The sequence below is a fragment of the Alteromonas mediterranea DE genome (assembly GCF_000020585.3).
Lineage (GTDB): Bacteria > Pseudomonadota > Gammaproteobacteria > Enterobacterales > Alteromonadaceae > Alteromonas > Alteromonas mediterranea.
In genome coordinates this window covers 4,009,068-4,024,605 of record NC_011138.3, presented here as the reverse complement: position 1 = coordinate 4,024,605, position 15,538 = coordinate 4,009,068, and the positions used below count along the sequence as shown (strand labels likewise).

16 protein-coding genes are annotated in these 15,538 nt (G+C 45.1%); 9 read left to right on the top strand and 7 right to left on the bottom strand.

Annotation, left to right across the window (positions count from 1 at the left end; translation table 11 throughout):
• The first annotated feature begins 156 nt into the window (after positions 1-156).
• Positions 157-1,440: an aminopeptidase PepB gene (pepB, locus tag MADE_RS17840; RefSeq protein WP_012519851.1), complete on the top strand. Its 1,284-nt coding sequence runs from the start codon at positions 157-159 to the stop codon at positions 1,438-1,440.
• Between the two features lie 129 nt (positions 1,441-1,569).
• Here pepB and MADE_RS17835 read toward each other — a convergent pair whose 3' ends face one another.
• Positions 1,570-1,752 carry a hypothetical protein gene (locus MADE_RS17835; RefSeq protein WP_012519852.1) on the bottom strand — a complete coding sequence of 61 codons (183 nt, stop codon included), beginning with the start codon at positions 1,750-1,752 and terminating at the stop codon, positions 1,570-1,572.
• Positions 1,753-2,207: 455 nt separating this feature from the next.
• On the opposite strand from MADE_RS17835, the gene MADE_RS17830 reads away from it, so the two are divergent.
• Positions 2,208-2,810 carry a YhgN family NAAT transporter gene (locus MADE_RS17830; protein WP_012519853.1) on the top strand — a complete coding sequence of 201 codons (603 nt, stop codon included), beginning with the start codon at positions 2,208-2,210 and terminating at the stop codon, positions 2,808-2,810.
• Positions 2,811-3,389: a YjaG family protein gene (locus tag MADE_RS17825; protein ID WP_012519854.1), complete on the top strand. Its 579-nt coding sequence runs from the start codon at positions 2,811-2,813 to the stop codon at positions 3,387-3,389.
• An 88-nt stretch (positions 3,390-3,477) separates the two neighbouring features.
• Here the strand turns inward: MADE_RS17825 and rsmD are convergent, their stop codons facing one another.
• Entirely contained in the window at positions 3,478-4,149 is a 672-nt protein-coding gene (gene rsmD, locus MADE_RS17820) for a 16S rRNA (guanine(966)-N(2))-methyltransferase RsmD (protein ID WP_023559942.1), read from the bottom strand.
• A gap of 66 nt (positions 4,150-4,215) precedes the next feature.
• Between rsmD and ftsY the strand changes: the two genes are divergently transcribed.
• From ftsY to ftsX, 3 genes are read left to right on the top strand one after another with little or no spacing between them, the layout of a single operon-like run.
• Positions 4,216-5,841, top strand: a complete 1,626-nt coding sequence (gene ftsY / locus MADE_RS17815) for a signal recognition particle-docking protein FtsY (RefSeq protein ID WP_012519856.1) — start codon at positions 4,216-4,218, stop codon at positions 5,839-5,841.
• Between the two features lie 26 nt (positions 5,842-5,867).
• A complete protein-coding gene (gene ftsE / locus MADE_RS17810; RefSeq protein WP_012519857.1) occupies positions 5,868-6,581 on the top strand; it encodes a cell division ATP-binding protein FtsE in 714 nt (237 codons plus the stop codon).
• Entirely contained in the window at positions 6,578-7,558 is a 981-nt protein-coding gene (ftsX, locus tag MADE_RS17805; RefSeq protein ID WP_012519858.1) for a permease-like cell division protein FtsX, read from the top strand. The genes ftsE and ftsX overlap by 4 nt, the downstream gene beginning before the upstream one ends.
• A gap of 13 nt (positions 7,559-7,571) precedes the next feature.
• Here ftsX and MADE_RS17800 read toward each other — a convergent pair whose 3' ends face one another.
• Positions 7,572-8,807 (bottom strand): EAL and HDOD domain-containing protein, encoded by a 1,236-nt coding sequence (locus MADE_RS17800; RefSeq protein ID WP_012519859.1) that lies wholly within the window; start codon positions 8,805-8,807, stop codon positions 7,572-7,574.
• Positions 8,808-8,961: 154 nt separating this feature from the next.
• Entirely contained in the window at positions 8,962-10,188 is a 1,227-nt protein-coding gene (locus tag MADE_RS17795; protein WP_012519860.1) for an EAL and HDOD domain-containing protein, read from the bottom strand.
• 611 nt (positions 10,189-10,799) lie between these two features.
• Between MADE_RS17795 and rpoH the strand changes: the two genes are divergently transcribed.
• Entirely contained in the window at positions 10,800-11,654 is an 855-nt protein-coding gene (rpoH, locus tag MADE_RS17790; protein ID WP_012519861.1) for an RNA polymerase sigma factor RpoH, read from the top strand.
• A gap of 98 nt (positions 11,655-11,752) precedes the next feature.
• On the opposite strand, the gene MADE_RS17785 is transcribed toward rpoH, so the two are convergent.
• The 3 genes from MADE_RS17785 to pip form a co-directional block, all read right to left on the bottom strand.
• Complete coding sequence (locus MADE_RS17785) at positions 11,753-12,667, bottom strand: bifunctional GNAT family N-acetyltransferase/hotdog fold thioesterase (protein WP_012519862.1); 915 nt, start codon at positions 12,665-12,667, stop codon at positions 11,753-11,755.
• A 205-nt stretch (positions 12,668-12,872) separates the two neighbouring features.
• Positions 12,873-13,310: a D-aminoacyl-tRNA deacylase gene (gene dtd / locus MADE_RS17780; protein ID WP_012519863.1), complete on the bottom strand. Its 438-nt coding sequence runs from the start codon at positions 13,308-13,310 to the stop codon at positions 12,873-12,875.
• Positions 13,307-14,284 (bottom strand): prolyl aminopeptidase, encoded by a 978-nt coding sequence (gene pip / locus MADE_RS17775; RefSeq protein ID WP_012519864.1) that lies wholly within the window; start codon positions 14,282-14,284, stop codon positions 13,307-13,309. Before pip ends, dtd begins: the two co-directional genes overlap by 4 nt.
• A gap of 181 nt (positions 14,285-14,465) precedes the next feature.
• On the opposite strand from pip, the gene MADE_RS17770 reads away from it, so the two are divergent.
• Both MADE_RS17770 and MADE_RS17765 read left to right on the top strand, forming a co-directional pair.
• The gene (locus MADE_RS17770; RefSeq protein ID WP_012519865.1) at positions 14,466-14,708 is read left to right on the top strand and encodes a hypothetical protein; all 243 of its coding nucleotides are present in this window, start codon (positions 14,466-14,468) and stop codon (positions 14,706-14,708) included.
• Positions 14,705-15,343, top strand: coding sequence for a DUF2959 domain-containing protein (locus tag MADE_RS17765; RefSeq protein WP_012519866.1), 639 nt, complete (start codon positions 14,705-14,707; stop codon positions 15,341-15,343). The genes MADE_RS17770 and MADE_RS17765 overlap by 4 nt, the downstream gene beginning before the upstream one ends.
• Positions 15,344-15,538: the final 195 nt, after the last annotated feature.

Here is a 15,538-nt window from a genome sequence, read left to right as displayed (position 1 = left end):
GTTTAGTGCTAATACCTTACTTACTTCTAAGTGCAGTAAGGTTAAGGTGGCAAATGGGGTAAAAACCTAGAATATGGCGGCAAAGCATAACAAAGATTTGTGCAAGCGCAATACGCGCTTTCCAGCAACACAACGATGTATAAGGAATAAAATCCAATGGCAGAATTTACCGTTAGCCTTTCGAAAAACAGCGCAGAAGCTGTATGGGGCGAAAGTGCAAAACTTTCTTTTAACGAGTCAGGTGCTGTAATTCACTTACCTGATGACAAGCTAAACGAGCGTCTAATTCAACAAGCGGCACGAAAGCTAGACGGCTTAGTATTGCCTGCCGTGTCATTAAGCGGTGACTGGCATAAAGAGCAGCAGTGGGTCTTTGCACTTAGCTTTACCCGCGCACGTAAGCCGGCATCAATTAACTGGGCAGAAACCCAAGACAAAGCTGCACTTGAGCAAGAATATGCAGCACTACTTTTCACCCGTCAGCTAGTTAACGATACGCCTGAAGATTTAAGCCCCGTCACCTTAGCAACACGTGCAGCCCAGTGGCTTAAGTCGTTAGGTGGTGACAAGGTTTCATATTCGATGACGGTTGGGGAAGAGCTTAAAGAGCAAGGCTGGATTGGCATTTATAACGTGGGTCGTGGCAGTAAGCGTCCGCCCGCAATGCTTGTTCTAGACTACAACCCAACAGGTAATGCAGAAGCTCCGATAGATGCAGTACTCGTTGGTAAAGGCATTACCTTTGATAGCGGCGGCTATAGCATCAAATCGAGTGAAGGTATGCTAGATATGAAGTGCGATATGGGCGGGGCCGCGACGGTAACCGGCGCACTAGGTCTAGCTATTACCCAAGGCAGTGAAAAGCGTATTCAGCTAATTCTATGTTGTGCTGAAAACCTCATTAGCGGTCACGCTTATAAATTAGGTGACGTACTTACCTATAAAAATGGCGTAACGGTAGAAGTGGTGAACACAGATGCTGAAGGTCGTTTGGTACTTGCAGATGGCCTGATGGCAGCGACAGAAACTGGCGCACCATTAATTATTGATGCTGCCACACTAACTGGTGCTGCGGTAGTCGCGCTTGGTTCTGACTATCACGGTGTATTCTCACTAGATGACAATGCCCGCGAGCAAATGCTAAAAGCGGCAAAAGAAGAAAACGAGCGTTTTTGGCCACTTCCGCTTGAAGACTTCCATGCAGAGCGCTGTCCATCAGCATTCGCAGATACCGCGAACAGTCGTCCCATGAAAGGTGGCGGCGGCGGCGGTGCTTCTAACGCTGCTGGTTTCTTGTCACGCTTTGTAAAACCAGAAGGCTGGGTGCATCTAGATTTAGCGGCGGCCTATCACGGCGGCGCAACATCTGAAATGCCGGTAGGCGCAACGGCAAAGGGTATTCGTTCAATTGCGCGAATGCTTAATAACTATACCGCCTAAGCGTACTTTTAAACTCAACGCTTAAGTTTGGGCAGCGTGCACATTGATATGGCACGCTTACCTACTAAAGGCGAAAAACGTAACGGTTGAAAAGCGCGGCGGGTAAAAACTCGCGCTTTTCTCATCTACTTAAATACCACCAAGGCGCTCTGCAAGTTGTTTGTAGCGCTCTACATCACCACTATCAAAAAGTGGGTTTCCATCAGTATCCTTATCTTTAGATACTAACAAGCTCTCGCGTTCAAGGCGCTCTACACGCACCTCTTGCACGCCAAGGTATGCTGCCACTTCTTTTACTGTCATCAAACTCATTGCATAGTTTCCTAATTTAGATTGTTATTATTTTGGTTTATACGCCCTATAAAAAAGGGCTAATGAGCGCTATTACATCAAAAGCCCATTCGATAGAACATTAGCTAAACGGTGTAAAATGCTGAAACAGATAATTTGCCTAAACCTTCAATTACACCTTTAGGGTAAATATGCTAATGCTGTGTTTAAAATGAAAATACTTAACATATTTCGTCGCTTATAATATCCCTAGGTTCAAGTTAAGCGCATTTTTACTAATTTTCGAGCATTTTTTACAAGTAAAGCATGAAGGAAAGGCAGAACGTTAAATATAAAGTTAAGTAAAAGAGGCTATTGATAGGAAAAGGTGTTTTTAACTTAGGCTGCTTGGTTTACCATTGCGCGCCATCACAGCCAATCTTGGGTTATACTCGTTGGCCTATGCAATCAAACGCTTACACCGGAGATAGTTAAAAATGGATACCTGGTCTGCTGCCATCATGCTCTTTTTGATCATGGACCCGCTCGGTAACTTGCCTGTATTCATGTCGGTGCTTAAATCGATTGAGCCAAAGCGACGCCAATTTATTCTTATTCGCGAGTTACTGTTTGCCCTAGGTATCTTATTTCTATTTTTATTCAGCGGGCAATCTGTGCTTAATTTTTTGAACGTTGAGCAGGAAACCGTCAGCATAGCAGGCGGTATTATTTTGTTTCTTATCGCACTTAAAATGATATTTCCTTCAACCGGTAACCCCAGCGGATTGGCGGTAGGTGAAGAGCCGTTTCTGGTACCTCTCGCTATTCCTATGATTGCTGGGCCGTCCACATTAGCGGCGCTGATTCTGCTTGCGAATCAGGCACCAGATAGAATGGTTGATTGGTCGATAGCGCTTGCCGCTTCGTGGTCGATAAGCGCTGTTATCCTTTTATTTTCAAATGTATTTCATAAAATTTTAGGGGAGCGAGGTCTAGTTGCTATGGAGCGATTAATGGGTATGATCCTTGTTATGATCGCTATTCAAATGCTGCTTGATGGCGTTACTTCATATTTCATGCATGCCACTGGAGCACTGTAAATGGCAAAGCAAAAACTAAACACATTTGGGCGAGTACGCGCCCTGGAAGGCTGGAAAGCCGTTGCATTTGGTGCTGCATTGCTTGAGCGAATGCTGCCTAACTACACCCTTTTTTGTGACTTAACCGAAAGTGGTGATGCAAGTGCGCTGCGCAATTGCTTAAATTTAGTTTGGGAGACCCTGAAGTCGCCTAAAAGTAAATCCAATATCGCAGTGCAGCTTGAGAAGGTAGAGGTGGCAACACCAGATACCAGTGAATTTGATAATTATGGCGTGTATCCAGCCATCGACGCTGCAATTGGGTTAGCTGGGTTACTCAACTTGATGGCGGGGGATGATCCTCAAGGTGCCGTCGTAATTAGTAAGTTGTCTCAGGGTAGTGTAGAGGCCTACTTACTTGCCACAGAAGAAGCCGACGACGAGAGCGTTAAAGTTCACCCGCTCATGGAATTTGAAGTCGAGGTGCAAAACGAATTGCTCGATTACGTAGAGCAAGCCAAGTATCCAGCGAAAGCGGCAGATGAAATGAAAGCGCTGGCGCTTGAGGCGGGCATTTCTAATATCGGCCTAGAACTTTAATTCGAGGGATGTAGGCAAGCCCCACCCTTTACAAGAAAGCGTTGAGTTTCACCTTAATTACGCCGCGTAACAGATAAACGGTTGCGGCCTAATTCACTTCTATAAGCATATAGCGTAGCGCGCTGGTTTGCTTATCTTTAATAATGTTCCAGTGGGCGGGCAGCAATGGGGTAACGAGAGCGCTTTCGTGCTCTAGGTAAATAACACTGCCGCTTTGTACTAGGTTATTATCGACGATAGCTGCTAGCGTGGGAGCGACTAATCCTTTTGCGAAGGGCGGATCTACAAAGATAATATCGTAAGGCGCGTCACTGATACCCTTTAATATATTCAAAGCATCACCTTGATGCACCCCTGTTGCCGCGGTATTACTGGCATTAACTAAGGTGAGATTACTTTTCAATTGAGTAGCGGCCTGCTTATCGAGTTCGATAAAGTCGCAGTGTGAAGCATAGCGCGATAGTGCCTCTAAGCCTAAACCGCCAGAACCAGCAAAAACATCAAGGCAACGGGCGTTATTTACGTACGGCATCAACCAGTTAAACAGCGTCTCTTTATTTCTGTCGGTTGTGGGCCTTAAACCTTCTGCATTAAGCACAGGTAGCTTTCTACCTCGCCATTGTCCACCAATAATTCGGATTTGCCCGCTGCTATTTGCACTGTGGGCTCTGGCATTTTTAGAAGAATGACGTTTTTTTGCAGAAGATGTTGCCCGAGTAGGGCGAGAAACTCGCTTCATAGTGGCTGACAATGGTATCATGCGTTCATACAATAGGCGGCAAGTGTAGCCGAATTTGCAAAGAATTTATAAGGATTTGTCCTAACTATGTCGAAACTTTTTGGCTGGTTCAGTAAGAACAAAAAAGCAGAGAAACAAAAAGCGCAAGCCGAAGAAGAGGCGCGCTTAAAAGCTGAAGCCGAAGCAAAGGCTAAAGCCCAAGAAGAAGCAGAGGCTCGCGCTAAGGCCGAGGCTGAAGCGCAGGCGAAAGCGCAAGCGGAAGAAGAAGCTCGCTTAAAAGCAGAGGCTGAAGCACAGGCGAAAGCGCAAGCGCAAGCGGAAGAAGAAGCTCGCTTAAAGGCAGAGGCTGAAGCACAGGCGAAAGCGCAAGCAGAAGAAGAGGCTCGCTTAAAGGCAGAGGCAGACGCCCAGGCGAAAGCGCAAGCGGAAGAAGAAGCTCGCTTAAAGGCAGAGGCTGAAGCGCAGGCGAAAGCGCAAGCGGAAGAAGAAGCTCGCTTAAAAGCAGAGGCTGAAGCACAGGCGAAAGCCCAAGCGGAAGAAGAGGCTCGCGCTAAGGCAGAGGCTGAAGCACAGGCGAAAGCCCAAGCGGAAGAAGAAGCTCGCTTAAAGGCAGAGGCTGAAGCACAGGCGAAAGCGCAAGCAGAAGAAGAGGCTCGCTTAAAAGCTGAAGCCGAAGCCAAGGCTAAAGCCGAAGAAGAAGCGGAAGCTCGCGCTAAGGCCGAGGCAGACGCCCAGACTCAAGTCCAAGACAAACCTAAAGAGAAGAAATCGCTTTTTGCACGGTTAAGAGAAAGCTTATCGCGTACTAAGGAAAATTTAGGTAGCGGCATAGTAAGTCTTTTCAAGGGCAAGGCTATCGATGATGAGCTTTACGAAGACCTAGAAACTCAGCTTTTAGTTGCAGATGTGGGGATGGATACTACGCAGAAGATCATTACTCATCTTACCGACAGCGCGTCGCGCAAAGATCTTAAAGACGCTGAAGCGCTGCTTGAAATTTTAAAGCAACGAATGTCTGGAATGCTGTCGGAAGTTAACCAGCCATTGTCTGATGTTATGCAGGCGCATGACGCAAGCGAGGGGCCGTTTGTTATCTTAATGGTGGGCGTCAATGGCGTAGGTAAAACTACGACTATTGGTAAGCTGGCTAAGCAGTTTCAGCAGCAGGGCAAAAAAGTGATGCTTGCTGCAGGTGATACGTTCAGAGCCGCAGCTGTAGAGCAGCTTCAGGTATGGGGAGAACGCAACGATATTCCGGTTATCGCGCAGCATACGGGGGCAGATAGTGCGTCGGTACTTTACGATGCCCTAGAAGCCGCGAAGTCTCGTGGAACCGATATCTTAATTGCTGATACTGCCGGGCGCTTACAGAACAAAAACAACTTGATGGAAGAGCTTAAGAAAGTGGTTCGCGTAATGAAGAAGATTAATCCAAATGCGCCCCACGAAGTGATGCTAACGTTAGACGCCGGAACCGGCCAAAACGCAGTGAGCCAAGCCAAGTTATTCAACGAGGCAGTAGGCCTAACGGGCATTACGCTTACTAAGTTAGATGGTACAGCGAAAGGTGGTGTTATATTCTCTATTGCCGATAAGTTCAAAATTCCTATAAGGTATATTGGTGTAGGTGAGAGCATCGACGATTTGCGCCAGTTCGACGGGCAAGAATTTATCGATGCATTGTTTAGCGAAATGGAAGCACCTGAAAGCTAAAACCAGCGAAGCGGTAGGGAACAAGAATGATAAAGTTTGAGCAGGTAAGCAAAACCTATCCGGGCGGTCAGCGCGCGCTTAGTAAAGTGAACTTTCACATTGCGCCAGGGGAAATGGCCTTTTTAACAGGGCACTCTGGGGCAGGAAAAAGTACCCTTCTCAAACTTATCAGCCTTATGGAGCGACCCACAGTTGGTCGCGTTCTGATTAACGGTCACGATCTCAATACTATTACCCGCCGAGACATTGCCTATATTCGACGAGATATCGGCATGATTTTTCAAAGCCATCAGCTTTTGATGGATAAGTCGGTTTTTGACAATGTGGCACTCCCTCTGGTTATTGAAGGTTATACCCACAAAGAAATTCGCAAGCGCGTGGAAGCCGCTCTCGAAATGGTGGGCCTTAGAGATAAAGCGCGCTGTTTGCCTATTACGCTATCGGGCGGTGAGCAACAGCGGGTGGGGATAGCACGTGCCGTGGTCAACAAGCCGCCTCTGCTTTTAGCCGATGAGCCCACAGGTAACCTAGACCCCAAACTATCCATGGAGATTATTCGCCTTTTTGAAGACTTCAATCAGGCAGGCGTATCAGTCTTAATTGCAACCCACGATTTAGGGCTTATTGCTCGCATGCGATATCGCACGCTAACCCTTAAAAATGGACAAATGATTACCGATGGCTTAACCGATGATCTTTCAAATGAAAGTGCTGGAAGTGCTAAAGGAGATTGGTCATGAGCATTTTGTTTAAAGGCCGTGCACATGGGGCGACTGCCGCCAAAGTGGGTGTTGTTCAATCTATTGTTATGTTCTTCGTAAGTCATGTGCGTCAAGCGCTCTCTAGTTTAGGGGAGTTGTGGCGTCAGCCGGTCGCTTCACTGATGACTATTGGTGTATTGGGTTTAAGTATTACTTTACCGAGTACCCTTTATATTATGGTAAAAAATACGGAAAAGATTACCGCAGGCTGGGATCAAGCCTCCGAGATTTCTCTATTTCTAAAACCCACTATTAATGCCGCAAGCTCGCAACAGTTGGTGGCAAGGCTAAACACCTGGTCTGAAATCGATAGCGTGGTTTACATTCCTGCCGATGATGCGCTAAAAGAGTTTCAGCATCTATCCGGTTTAGGTGATGCGATTGCCTACTTAGAGAAAAATCCGCTACCTGATGTAGTATTAGTAACACCGTCATTAAAGCATGCATCGCCGACAGCAGCACAAGCCTTACTAGATAAACTTCGTCAACAGCGGGAAGTGGACATAGGAAAATTGGATATAGAATGGCTGGAGCGCTTGTACGCCGTTATCGATATAGCAAGAGACTTAGTAACCTTAATTGGCTTGCTCTTATTTATTGCCGTTGTGCTTATTATCGGCAACACCATTCGCCTAAATATACTCAATAAATATGACGAAATTGTTGTTATGAAGCTCGTTGGTGCGACCGATGCATTTATTCATCGCCCTTTCCTATACACAGGCTTCTGGTATGGGCTACTTGGCGGGTTAATGGCGTGGTTTGCGGTGATTATCATTTTATGGTGGATGGACAGCAGTATAACGACGTTTGCGGCTATGTATCAGAAAGACTTCAATATTACAGGCTTAACCGGTACCGCCTTACTGGCCATGCTGGGGTTGTCTGTACTTCTTGGCCTCTTGGGCTCGCTTATCTCGGTGCAGCGTCACGTAAGAGATATAGAGCCCAAGTAATGTAGAGCGGCAGCTATGCCGTCGCTCTTGGATAGTGTGAAGAGATAGCACTGCGTACACCATTACCCCAAACAATAGCTTGGTTATAAAGCATATGGAGCTGCTTCTGGTCGATGTTAAGCACTTTGGCCTGCTTAATAACGTTCATCCACAGCGCGCTTTCAAAAGCGCGAACCAACGTCATATAGCTATTTAGCTCTAGGTTTTTGCCAAGCAATGCGTCGTTCACTTCGTCAGAAAGAGGCAGTTGCTTTAAAATATCGGTCATAGATTGGTCGAGCAGCCCTTCAAGCAGGGAAAACAAACCTACTAAAAACGAAATAGGCGGATTGTTTTTAATTCCCCTGCGTTCGGCTAACAAGTCAAAGAATTTAGCGCGCACCAACGACATATGGATAATTTCTAAGGGTTTATCATCCCCTAAGTTGGTTAAACTCAGCAAAGCGATAAATTTCTTTATCTCAACTTCACCCATGTAATTTAGCGCGTGCTTTAATGACGTGATCTTGTAACGTTTGTTGATAGTGGGGTTATTAATAAACTTAAGCAGCAAAAAGCTTAACGTTGCGTCGCGTTCAATAATGTGGCTTATGCGCTCAATATTAAAGTTGTTGTTCGAACTTTCGCCCATTAAGTCAACGATGTTCATTTTAGAGGCGGGTAGCTGCCTTAAAATGCGTGCCTCGGGTTGTGAGAAAAAGTAGCCTTGGAAGAAATCGAAGCCTAAGTCCACACAGGTTGAAAAGTTGTCTTGTGTATCGACCTGTTCAGCCACTAGCTGTACGTTAGCGTCGTGATAGCGCGGAATGTGCTTCTCGATGGTTTCAAAGCGAGTTTTGGTTACATCTACTTTCACGATATCGATAAGAGGGAAAATATCGTGTGTCGCGCCAACCATCATGGGGTCGTCTATTGCCAGTTTGAAACCCAGCTGTTTAATGTGCTGACAAGCTTCAAATAATCCGCTGGTATTTTCTGTAGGGTCGGCAAGTTCAACCACCACCGACTCTGGGTTAAGCGTGGTAGGGAAGCGCGATATAAGTGTGTCAGAGGAAAACGTAATGAAAGATGTCTTTTCCCCGCTGATATCATCAAGACCCAAAGGGTGAAAATGCTCAGAAATGTACTTTGCTTTTTCTTCATTATGCTCTGGGTAAGCGCCAGCTTTACCATCTCTGAACAACAGTTCGTAGGCAAAGACACTTTTGCTTTTATCTAAAATAGGCTGACGAGCTATAAACGCGAACATAATCTAATCCTGAAGAAAAACGGTTTGAAATCGCTTTTATGATGGTTTTAAGATGGCTTAGGAAATCCTAAGCCACGCTCTAGTGTATGATATGTAAGCGTTATCTAACAACTATTCAATCATTAATTTGCAATCAAACAGTATGTAAGGGGAGTTACTTTTCGTTTAGTGCTGATTGATGGATGTGTTTGGCCCACTTAATTGCTTCGTTATAGTAGCTGTGTAGAAGACTCTGCTTAATATTGTATTTGGCAGCGAATTGTTGAATTCCCGCCCATTCAGCTCGTTCAAAAAACTGTGCAAGGGTCAGACAATGGCGAAGCATGCCAGGGTTGCCACACAGTGCGCCTTTTACATCATCACTAATTGGAACTTTACTTACTAGATCATCAATACGCTGCTCCATCATGGCGTCGAGTAGCGACAAGAGACCGGTTAAAAAACCTTTTAACGGGTTATCGGAGTCTTTTAGCTCGGTAAATACAAGTTCACAAAACTTCGCTCTAACTAATGCCATTTGCATAAGTTCAGAGGGTTGACCATCGCTCAAATTGGCAAGGGCAAGCAGCGAGATAAACTTCTTCACTTCAACTTCGCCCATAAAGGTAAGCGCGTGTTTTAGCGAAGTAATCTTATGCCGCTTATTAACCATAGGATTATTGATAAAGCGCAAAAGCAAATAGGTTAGCGATGGATCGCGCTCAATAATTTTGTTCACTTCATCGAAATCGAGCTTCGCTTGGCTGCTTAGCGTGAGCAGCTCCATCATGGTTAGGCTGCTTGGCCCTAACTTTCTGTGCTTAACAATTTCTGGCTTTGCTAAAAAGTAACCTTGAAAATAGTCAAAGCCCATTTCCTTAAACGTGTTGTACTCTTCGTACGTTTCTATCTTCTCTGCTACCAACTTAATGTTGTTAGCTTTAAAGCGTTCTACGAGTGCAGGGATTTTTTCGTGAGGAATTTCGGTAATGTCTATTTTTACTATGCTGGTAAAGGGAATAAAGGCCTCCCATTTACCTTTCATATCGTAGTCGTCAAGCGCAATAGGGTAGCCCAGCCCACGAATGTGTTTACAGGCTGCAACGAGCGCATCATCAACGTCTACGGTCTCTACAATCTCAATCACCACCTTGCTGGCATCTAAAGATGTAGGGAGGCGAAACATAAGGGTATCGCGATGAAAATTTATAAACGCTTTTTTATCGCCGGTGATCTCTTCGATACCTAAACTTAGATGCGTCGAGGTGAGTATCTTTGACGTAGCTTCATCAGGTGGAATATCAGGAAAACAGTTGTCTTCGCCGATGCGAAAAAGCAATTCATAGGCGTAAACTTCTCGGTTTACATCGAATATGGGCTGTCTAGCGACGTAAGCAAACATTCAAATCCTCTTTGCTTTACTTGCCTTACTCCTTAAGTATTTCCCTTCCAGTTTCTTATAATTATTGTCTGGAAAATGCTGTACAGCGGTTGTAGTGCAAAATCGATTAATACAATCTATTATTTTCAGTTTCCAGTATGAAAAGCAAGGTCTAACATAGGTTAATTGAATTTTATGCGTAAAATCTTATGTTTCTGGGTTGCGTTTCGGTACCCTTGCAAGCAATACAATCGTTAGAATTCATACCCGTGAGATTAGTTCTGACCTTAAGGGGTGTAATTAAAGTATAATGATCCCGTGGTTAAATGACCGACCCAACACCGCTACAAGGCCGTTTTTGTGGTGGTATTCGATATGAGGTTGTAAGCTTTTCAGGCTAAGTGTTAGCTAACTAACAGCACTATTTATAGTGCTACTGCAACCTAAGCCAATCTTACCTTTACGAGAGTAATGCCAAAGATTGAAAAATTGAACTTTTTTTCATAGTTCTAGTCTTGATATTGTAGGAATAGTCACTATACCTACACATTGGTTAAACTTTGTATCTTAATTAGGTCTCGCGCAGCTTCGGTTACTTTGCTAATATGAAGCGGCAATAAATGAGGTGAACAATGAGCAACAATTTGCAATCTATGGCCCTGTCAGTGCCACACAGCGGTAGCATTGAAGGCTACATCCAAGCTGTAAGCAGCATTGATATGCTTAGCGCTGAGGAAGAGCGCGAGTTGGCAGTGCGCCTTCGCGAAGACGAAGACTTACAAGCCGCTCGTAAGCTGGTAATGTCACATCTTCGTTTTGTAGTGCACATTGCAAAATCTTACTCAGGTTATGGCTTACCCCAAGCCGACTTAATTCAAGAAGGCAATATTGGTCTGATGAAAGCCGTTAAACGCTTCGACCCAACAGTGGGCGTACGTTTGGTTTCTTTCGCGGTACATTGGATCAAAGCCGAAATTCACGAGTTTGTACTTAAGAACTGGCGAATAGTTAAAGTTGCGACCACAAAAGCGCAGCGCAAACTGTTTTTCAACCTGCGTAAGGCCAAAAAACGCCTGGGTTGGTTCACACACGACGAAGTACAAACCGTAGCAAATGAACTTGGTGTGAGTACAAAAGAAGTGCTTCAAATGGAAGCTCGTATGAGCAGCCAAGATCAAGCGTTTGATCTAAGTGCGGATGAAGATGAAACGGGCAACTTTGCGCCTGTTCAATTTCTTGAAGATAAATCTTCAGACGTTGAAACTGACGTAATTAATAATGACTGGGATACAGCGGCGAGTAAGCGTTTGTACTCAGCGATTAAAACGTTAGATGATCGCAGCCAAGACATTATCGAGACGCGTTGGTTAGCAGATAATAAAATCACGCTACAAGACTTGGCTGATAAGTATCAGGTGTCTGCAGAACGTGTTCGTCAAATCGAAAAGAACGCGATGAAAAAACTTCAAGCAGCTATGGTCGCATAGCTACGACGATAAAGACTGAATTAAATAAAAAGCGCCTTAACGGCGCTTTTTTTATGGTTGCTTTCAAACGCTATAAAACGGCGGGCTTATTAGTGCCGTTACTCTTCCTCGTTTTTTGAAAGGGGGAGTACGTAAAATACGCCTTCAAATTCAGCCACTGGGGTATCGCCATCTAATATGGCTACGCTAAGTTCAAAGCGGGCTTTGTTGTCGTTTTCCAATGGCTTAAACTTACCTGATAGGGTTTCAATATTGCAGATTGCTCTTGGCTTCATGGTAATAGGCTTGTGATAGTGAATATCACCATCGCCCAGTACAATATCGCCATCTAGCCCGCGCTCTTTAAGCTGTAGATAAATCATTCCCCAACCAGTTAATGTGGCTAAAGAAAAGATACTGCCTGCAAACATGGTACCGTGAATATTGATGTTCTTGTTTAGCGAGGCGCGGGTTTCAAGGGTTCTGCCTGTGTATTGGTATAGCTTAATTCCCATGTGTTCGGTGATCGGAATGGTTTCTGACCATGTTTCCTGTAGTGATTTGCACCACTTAGGATGAAGAATAAGGGAGTTATTTTCGGTAAACTTTTTTACCATCTGTTGGCGTTTTAGCATACCTAGTTCATTAGGTGCTTCACGCTCAATTTTAAAACCACAGGAGCTGAAGAAGTCGATGGAAATTTCACGACTATTCGTTACTGCTCGCTCAGCACCTAAATCTTTGGCTACATTTTCAAGCGCAGCCATGATCATCTGACCTAAACCCTTGCGCTGATGGTCCGAATGAACCGCAATGTGACGAATCTGCGCTTCTTCTGCGGTATTCAAATGTACGCGGCCACAGGCCACGATGTCGCCCTTTCGATTGGTGATAATACGGTGTTCTGCAACTTGCTCATATTCATCTTTTTCAGAGCCTGGAGGGAAGTTCCATGGCTGGCGCAAATGCTCCCACCGAAAATGAAAATAGGCTTCAAACTCGGCGTCGCTTTTAGGTGTGACTACCTTGTACAAAATAAACCGGCCTTTTTTAAAAAGTGAATGTGTAGGAGACGTTGTATTTAAAATACCTTTTCATTTGCATGGCGATTATACAAAGCAAAAGCGTAAACAATATCCGCGTCTATTTAAACGTAAGAACACAAGAGGTACAAGCTTAATTATGTAAGCAAGTGTGGGTGGCTTAAGTGAATAGCGGCTCTTTCTGTGCTTAAGTTTACTACACGTTAAAGTGAAAGGTTACAGGCCCATCGTTAACAAGGCCTACTTGCATGTCTGCACCAAACTCGCCGGTAGAGACAGCCATACCTTTTGCTCTAAGGGCATGAACGAACTTTTTGTAAATGGCTTCACCGTGCTCAGGCGTCGCGCCACGAGAGAACCCAGGTCGATTCCCTTTTTGCGTATCTGCAACAAGGGTGAACTGAGATACAACCAGTATTTCCCCACCGACTTGCTCAATATTCAGGTTCATTTTGCCGTCTTCATCACTAAACATTCGATAACGGCATAGTTTGTTGGCAAGCTTTTCAATCTCGGCATCGCCGTCTTCTTTTTCAACGCCCAGCAGGACTAGCATGCCTTTGCCAATTTCGCCGATAACTTCACCTGCTACAGTAACATTGGCTTCTGATACGCGTTGAATTAGTCCTATCACTTAGATGACTCCTGAAGAAAGCGTGACATATCGCGGGTAGCACGACAAAGGGCATAGCCAATGCTCGGCTCAGAGGTACTGTGTCCCGCATCGGGAATGATTTGTAATTGACTTTGAGGCCACGCCTTATGAAGGGTTTCCGCGGCTTCTGTTTTACAAATCATATCGTAACGACCGTGTATGATCGTGCCCGGAATATGACTTATTTTACCTATGTTTTCAAGAATATAGTTTTCATCTAAAAAGCACTTGTTAGACAAGAAATGACACTCTAGTGTGGCTAAACAGGTGACAAGATGCATAGGGTAGTTGGACGTAGAGTCTCCCACACCGGGTGGAAGAGATAGTCGCGAAAGGCGTTCCTCCCATTGATACCAGCGTTTTAATGCGGCGTGGCGCAGTACATCGTTACTGGAGCGCACCATCGCGCTATAAAAGTCGCAAACTGCGCTTGAAGTGACTGGCGTTGGCACGTCTTTGGTAAATCGTCGGTAATGTTCGGGAAACAACTGGGCGGCACAGCCTGAAGGAGATAAAAACCAATCCCGGTCCTCTTGCCTTGCAAGAAAAACGCCTCGAAGAATAAGGCCGGTAACATGAGCGGTATACTTAAGTGCGTAAAGTAACGCTAACGTCGAGCCCCACGAGCCGCCAAATAAGAGAAACTTTGGAATGTTAAGGTGAGTTCTGAGGGCCTCGATGTCTTCAACATTTAACCAAGTGTCGTTATTAAGTGTATCTGCGATGGGAGTTGAGCGGCCGCATCCGCGCTGTTCATAACCGATAATGCGGTACTTATTGCTATCAAAAAAGCATTTGTAATTTGGAGGTAAGCCTGCGCCGGGGCCGCCGTGGATAAAAAGCACGGGGATACCGTTTGGATTACCACTTTGCTCGAAGTAAAGCGAATGCCCACTTCCTACTTCGATAAATCCATTCTCATAGCAGGTAACATCGGGGTAAAGTCGTTTCATTTTGTTTCTGCGCGTTGTGTGAGTGCCTGTTATAGTTTAGTTTATTGTTATACGAACGTTTGCATGCTGACTGCTTCAACGCTGTTTATACTTAAACCTTAAACGCTAAGTGTATACTTTAGAATAAGTGTCATTACGTGCTAGCTAATCATATTATAGTAAGAAATGCGAGGATGTTTATATGGCAGGTCAAGGATCGGGCGGTAATGTAATTGCCGCAATATGTAACTTTTTTATTCCTGGTTTGGGTCACTTGGTTCAAGGCAGAATTTTGGGCGCACTGTTTTACTTTATAACAGTAGGTGTTTGCTATGCCCTAGCGGCAACGGTAGTACTTGCTATTGTTTTTTGGCCGCTAGGCGCCATATTACATTTGATAAGTATCATTAGCGCAGCGCGCTTTAAAGGTGGAGTAACCGCATGAAACTAGTTGCATCAGCATTTGTTGCTATGCTTGCCCTTAGCGGGTGTCAGTCTGCATATTACGCAGCGTGGGAAAAGGTGGGCGTCGAAAAACGCGATATCTTAGTTGGCCGCGTAGAAAACGCAAAAGAGTCTCAGGAAGACGCACAGGAGCAGTTCAGTTCAGCCCTCGAAGCATTTAGTGCGGCGGTTGCTTTTGACGGCGGTGAGTTAGAAGAGGTTTACGACCGCCTGAACGGTCAGTACGAAGACAGTGTGGCAGCCTCAGAAGAGGTTAGTGCGCGTATCGACAAAGTGGAAAGTGTTGCTGAGGCACTGTTCGACGAATGGTCAGAAGAGCTTGATAAATACGAGAATGCTTCGCTTAAACGCGATAGTGCGGCTAAGCTTCGCGAAACTCAGCGTCGTTATACCTCGTTGATGAAAGCTATGCGCAAAGCTGAAAGTAAAATGCCCCCAGTACTTAATGCGCTTCAAGACAATGTGCTGTATTTAAAACACAACTTAAATGCAAGCGCGATTGGCGCTTTGCAAGGCGAGCTTTCAACTATTGAGAACAACGTAGCCCAACTTATTGGGCAAATGAACTCTGCAATTGCCGAGTCGGACGCCTTTATTGCGTCTATGAAAAATTAGTTGTTGAAGACATTTCATGTAAAAGGGAGCGCACGCTCCCTTTTTTATTGGCTTATTTCCTGTCGTAAATAGCGTTAATGCTCTTACCACTTGTAATGTGAAGCTTGTAGGCAGAAGTGGTGTAGTCACCTTTTAATTCTGCCTGCGCTTTTCTTTACTACTGGTGGCGAAAAAACGCGATGCCTATAAACGCGG

What these genes read in the sequence shown, in the direction of transcription:
- rpoH (WP_012519861.1), top strand. Translation starts at nt 10,800, where the DNA reads ATGAGCAACAATTTGCAATCTATGGCCCTGTCAGTGCCACACAGCGGT.
- MADE_RS17800 (WP_012519859.1), bottom strand. Translation starts at nt 8,807, where the DNA reads ATGTTCGCGTTTATAGCTCGTCAGCCTATTTTAGATAAAAGCAAAAGT.
- ftsX (WP_012519858.1), top strand. Translation starts at nt 6,578, where the DNA reads ATGAGCATTTTGTTTAAAGGCCGTGCACATGGGGCGACTGCCGCCAAA.
- pepB (WP_012519851.1), top strand. Translation starts at nt 157, where the DNA reads ATGGCAGAATTTACCGTTAGCCTTTCGAAAAACAGCGCAGAAGCTGTA.
- rsmD (WP_023559942.1), bottom strand. Translation starts at nt 4,149, where the DNA reads ATGATACCATTGTCAGCCACTATGAAGCGAGTTTCTCGCCCTACTCGG.
- ftsE (WP_012519857.1), top strand. Translation starts at nt 5,868, where the DNA reads ATGATAAAGTTTGAGCAGGTAAGCAAAACCTATCCGGGCGGTCAGCGC.
- MADE_RS17830 (WP_012519853.1), top strand. Translation starts at nt 2,208, where the DNA reads ATGGATACCTGGTCTGCTGCCATCATGCTCTTTTTGATCATGGACCCG.
- MADE_RS17770 (WP_012519865.1), top strand. Translation starts at nt 14,466, where the DNA reads ATGGCAGGTCAAGGATCGGGCGGTAATGTAATTGCCGCAATATGTAAC.
- MADE_RS17765 (WP_012519866.1), top strand. Translation starts at nt 14,705, where the DNA reads ATGAAACTAGTTGCATCAGCATTTGTTGCTATGCTTGCCCTTAGCGGG.
- MADE_RS17825 (WP_012519854.1), top strand. Translation starts at nt 2,811, where the DNA reads ATGGCAAAGCAAAAACTAAACACATTTGGGCGAGTACGCGCCCTGGAA.
- ftsY (WP_012519856.1), top strand. Translation starts at nt 4,216, where the DNA reads ATGTCGAAACTTTTTGGCTGGTTCAGTAAGAACAAAAAAGCAGAGAAA.
- MADE_RS17795 (WP_012519860.1), bottom strand. Translation starts at nt 10,188, where the DNA reads ATGTTTGCTTACGTCGCTAGACAGCCCATATTCGATGTAAACCGAGAA.
- MADE_RS17835 (WP_012519852.1), bottom strand. Translation starts at nt 1,752, where the DNA reads ATGAGTTTGATGACAGTAAAAGAAGTGGCAGCATACCTTGGCGTGCAA.
- pip (WP_012519864.1), bottom strand. Translation starts at nt 14,284, where the DNA reads ATGAAACGACTTTACCCCGATGTTACCTGCTATGAGAATGGATTTATC.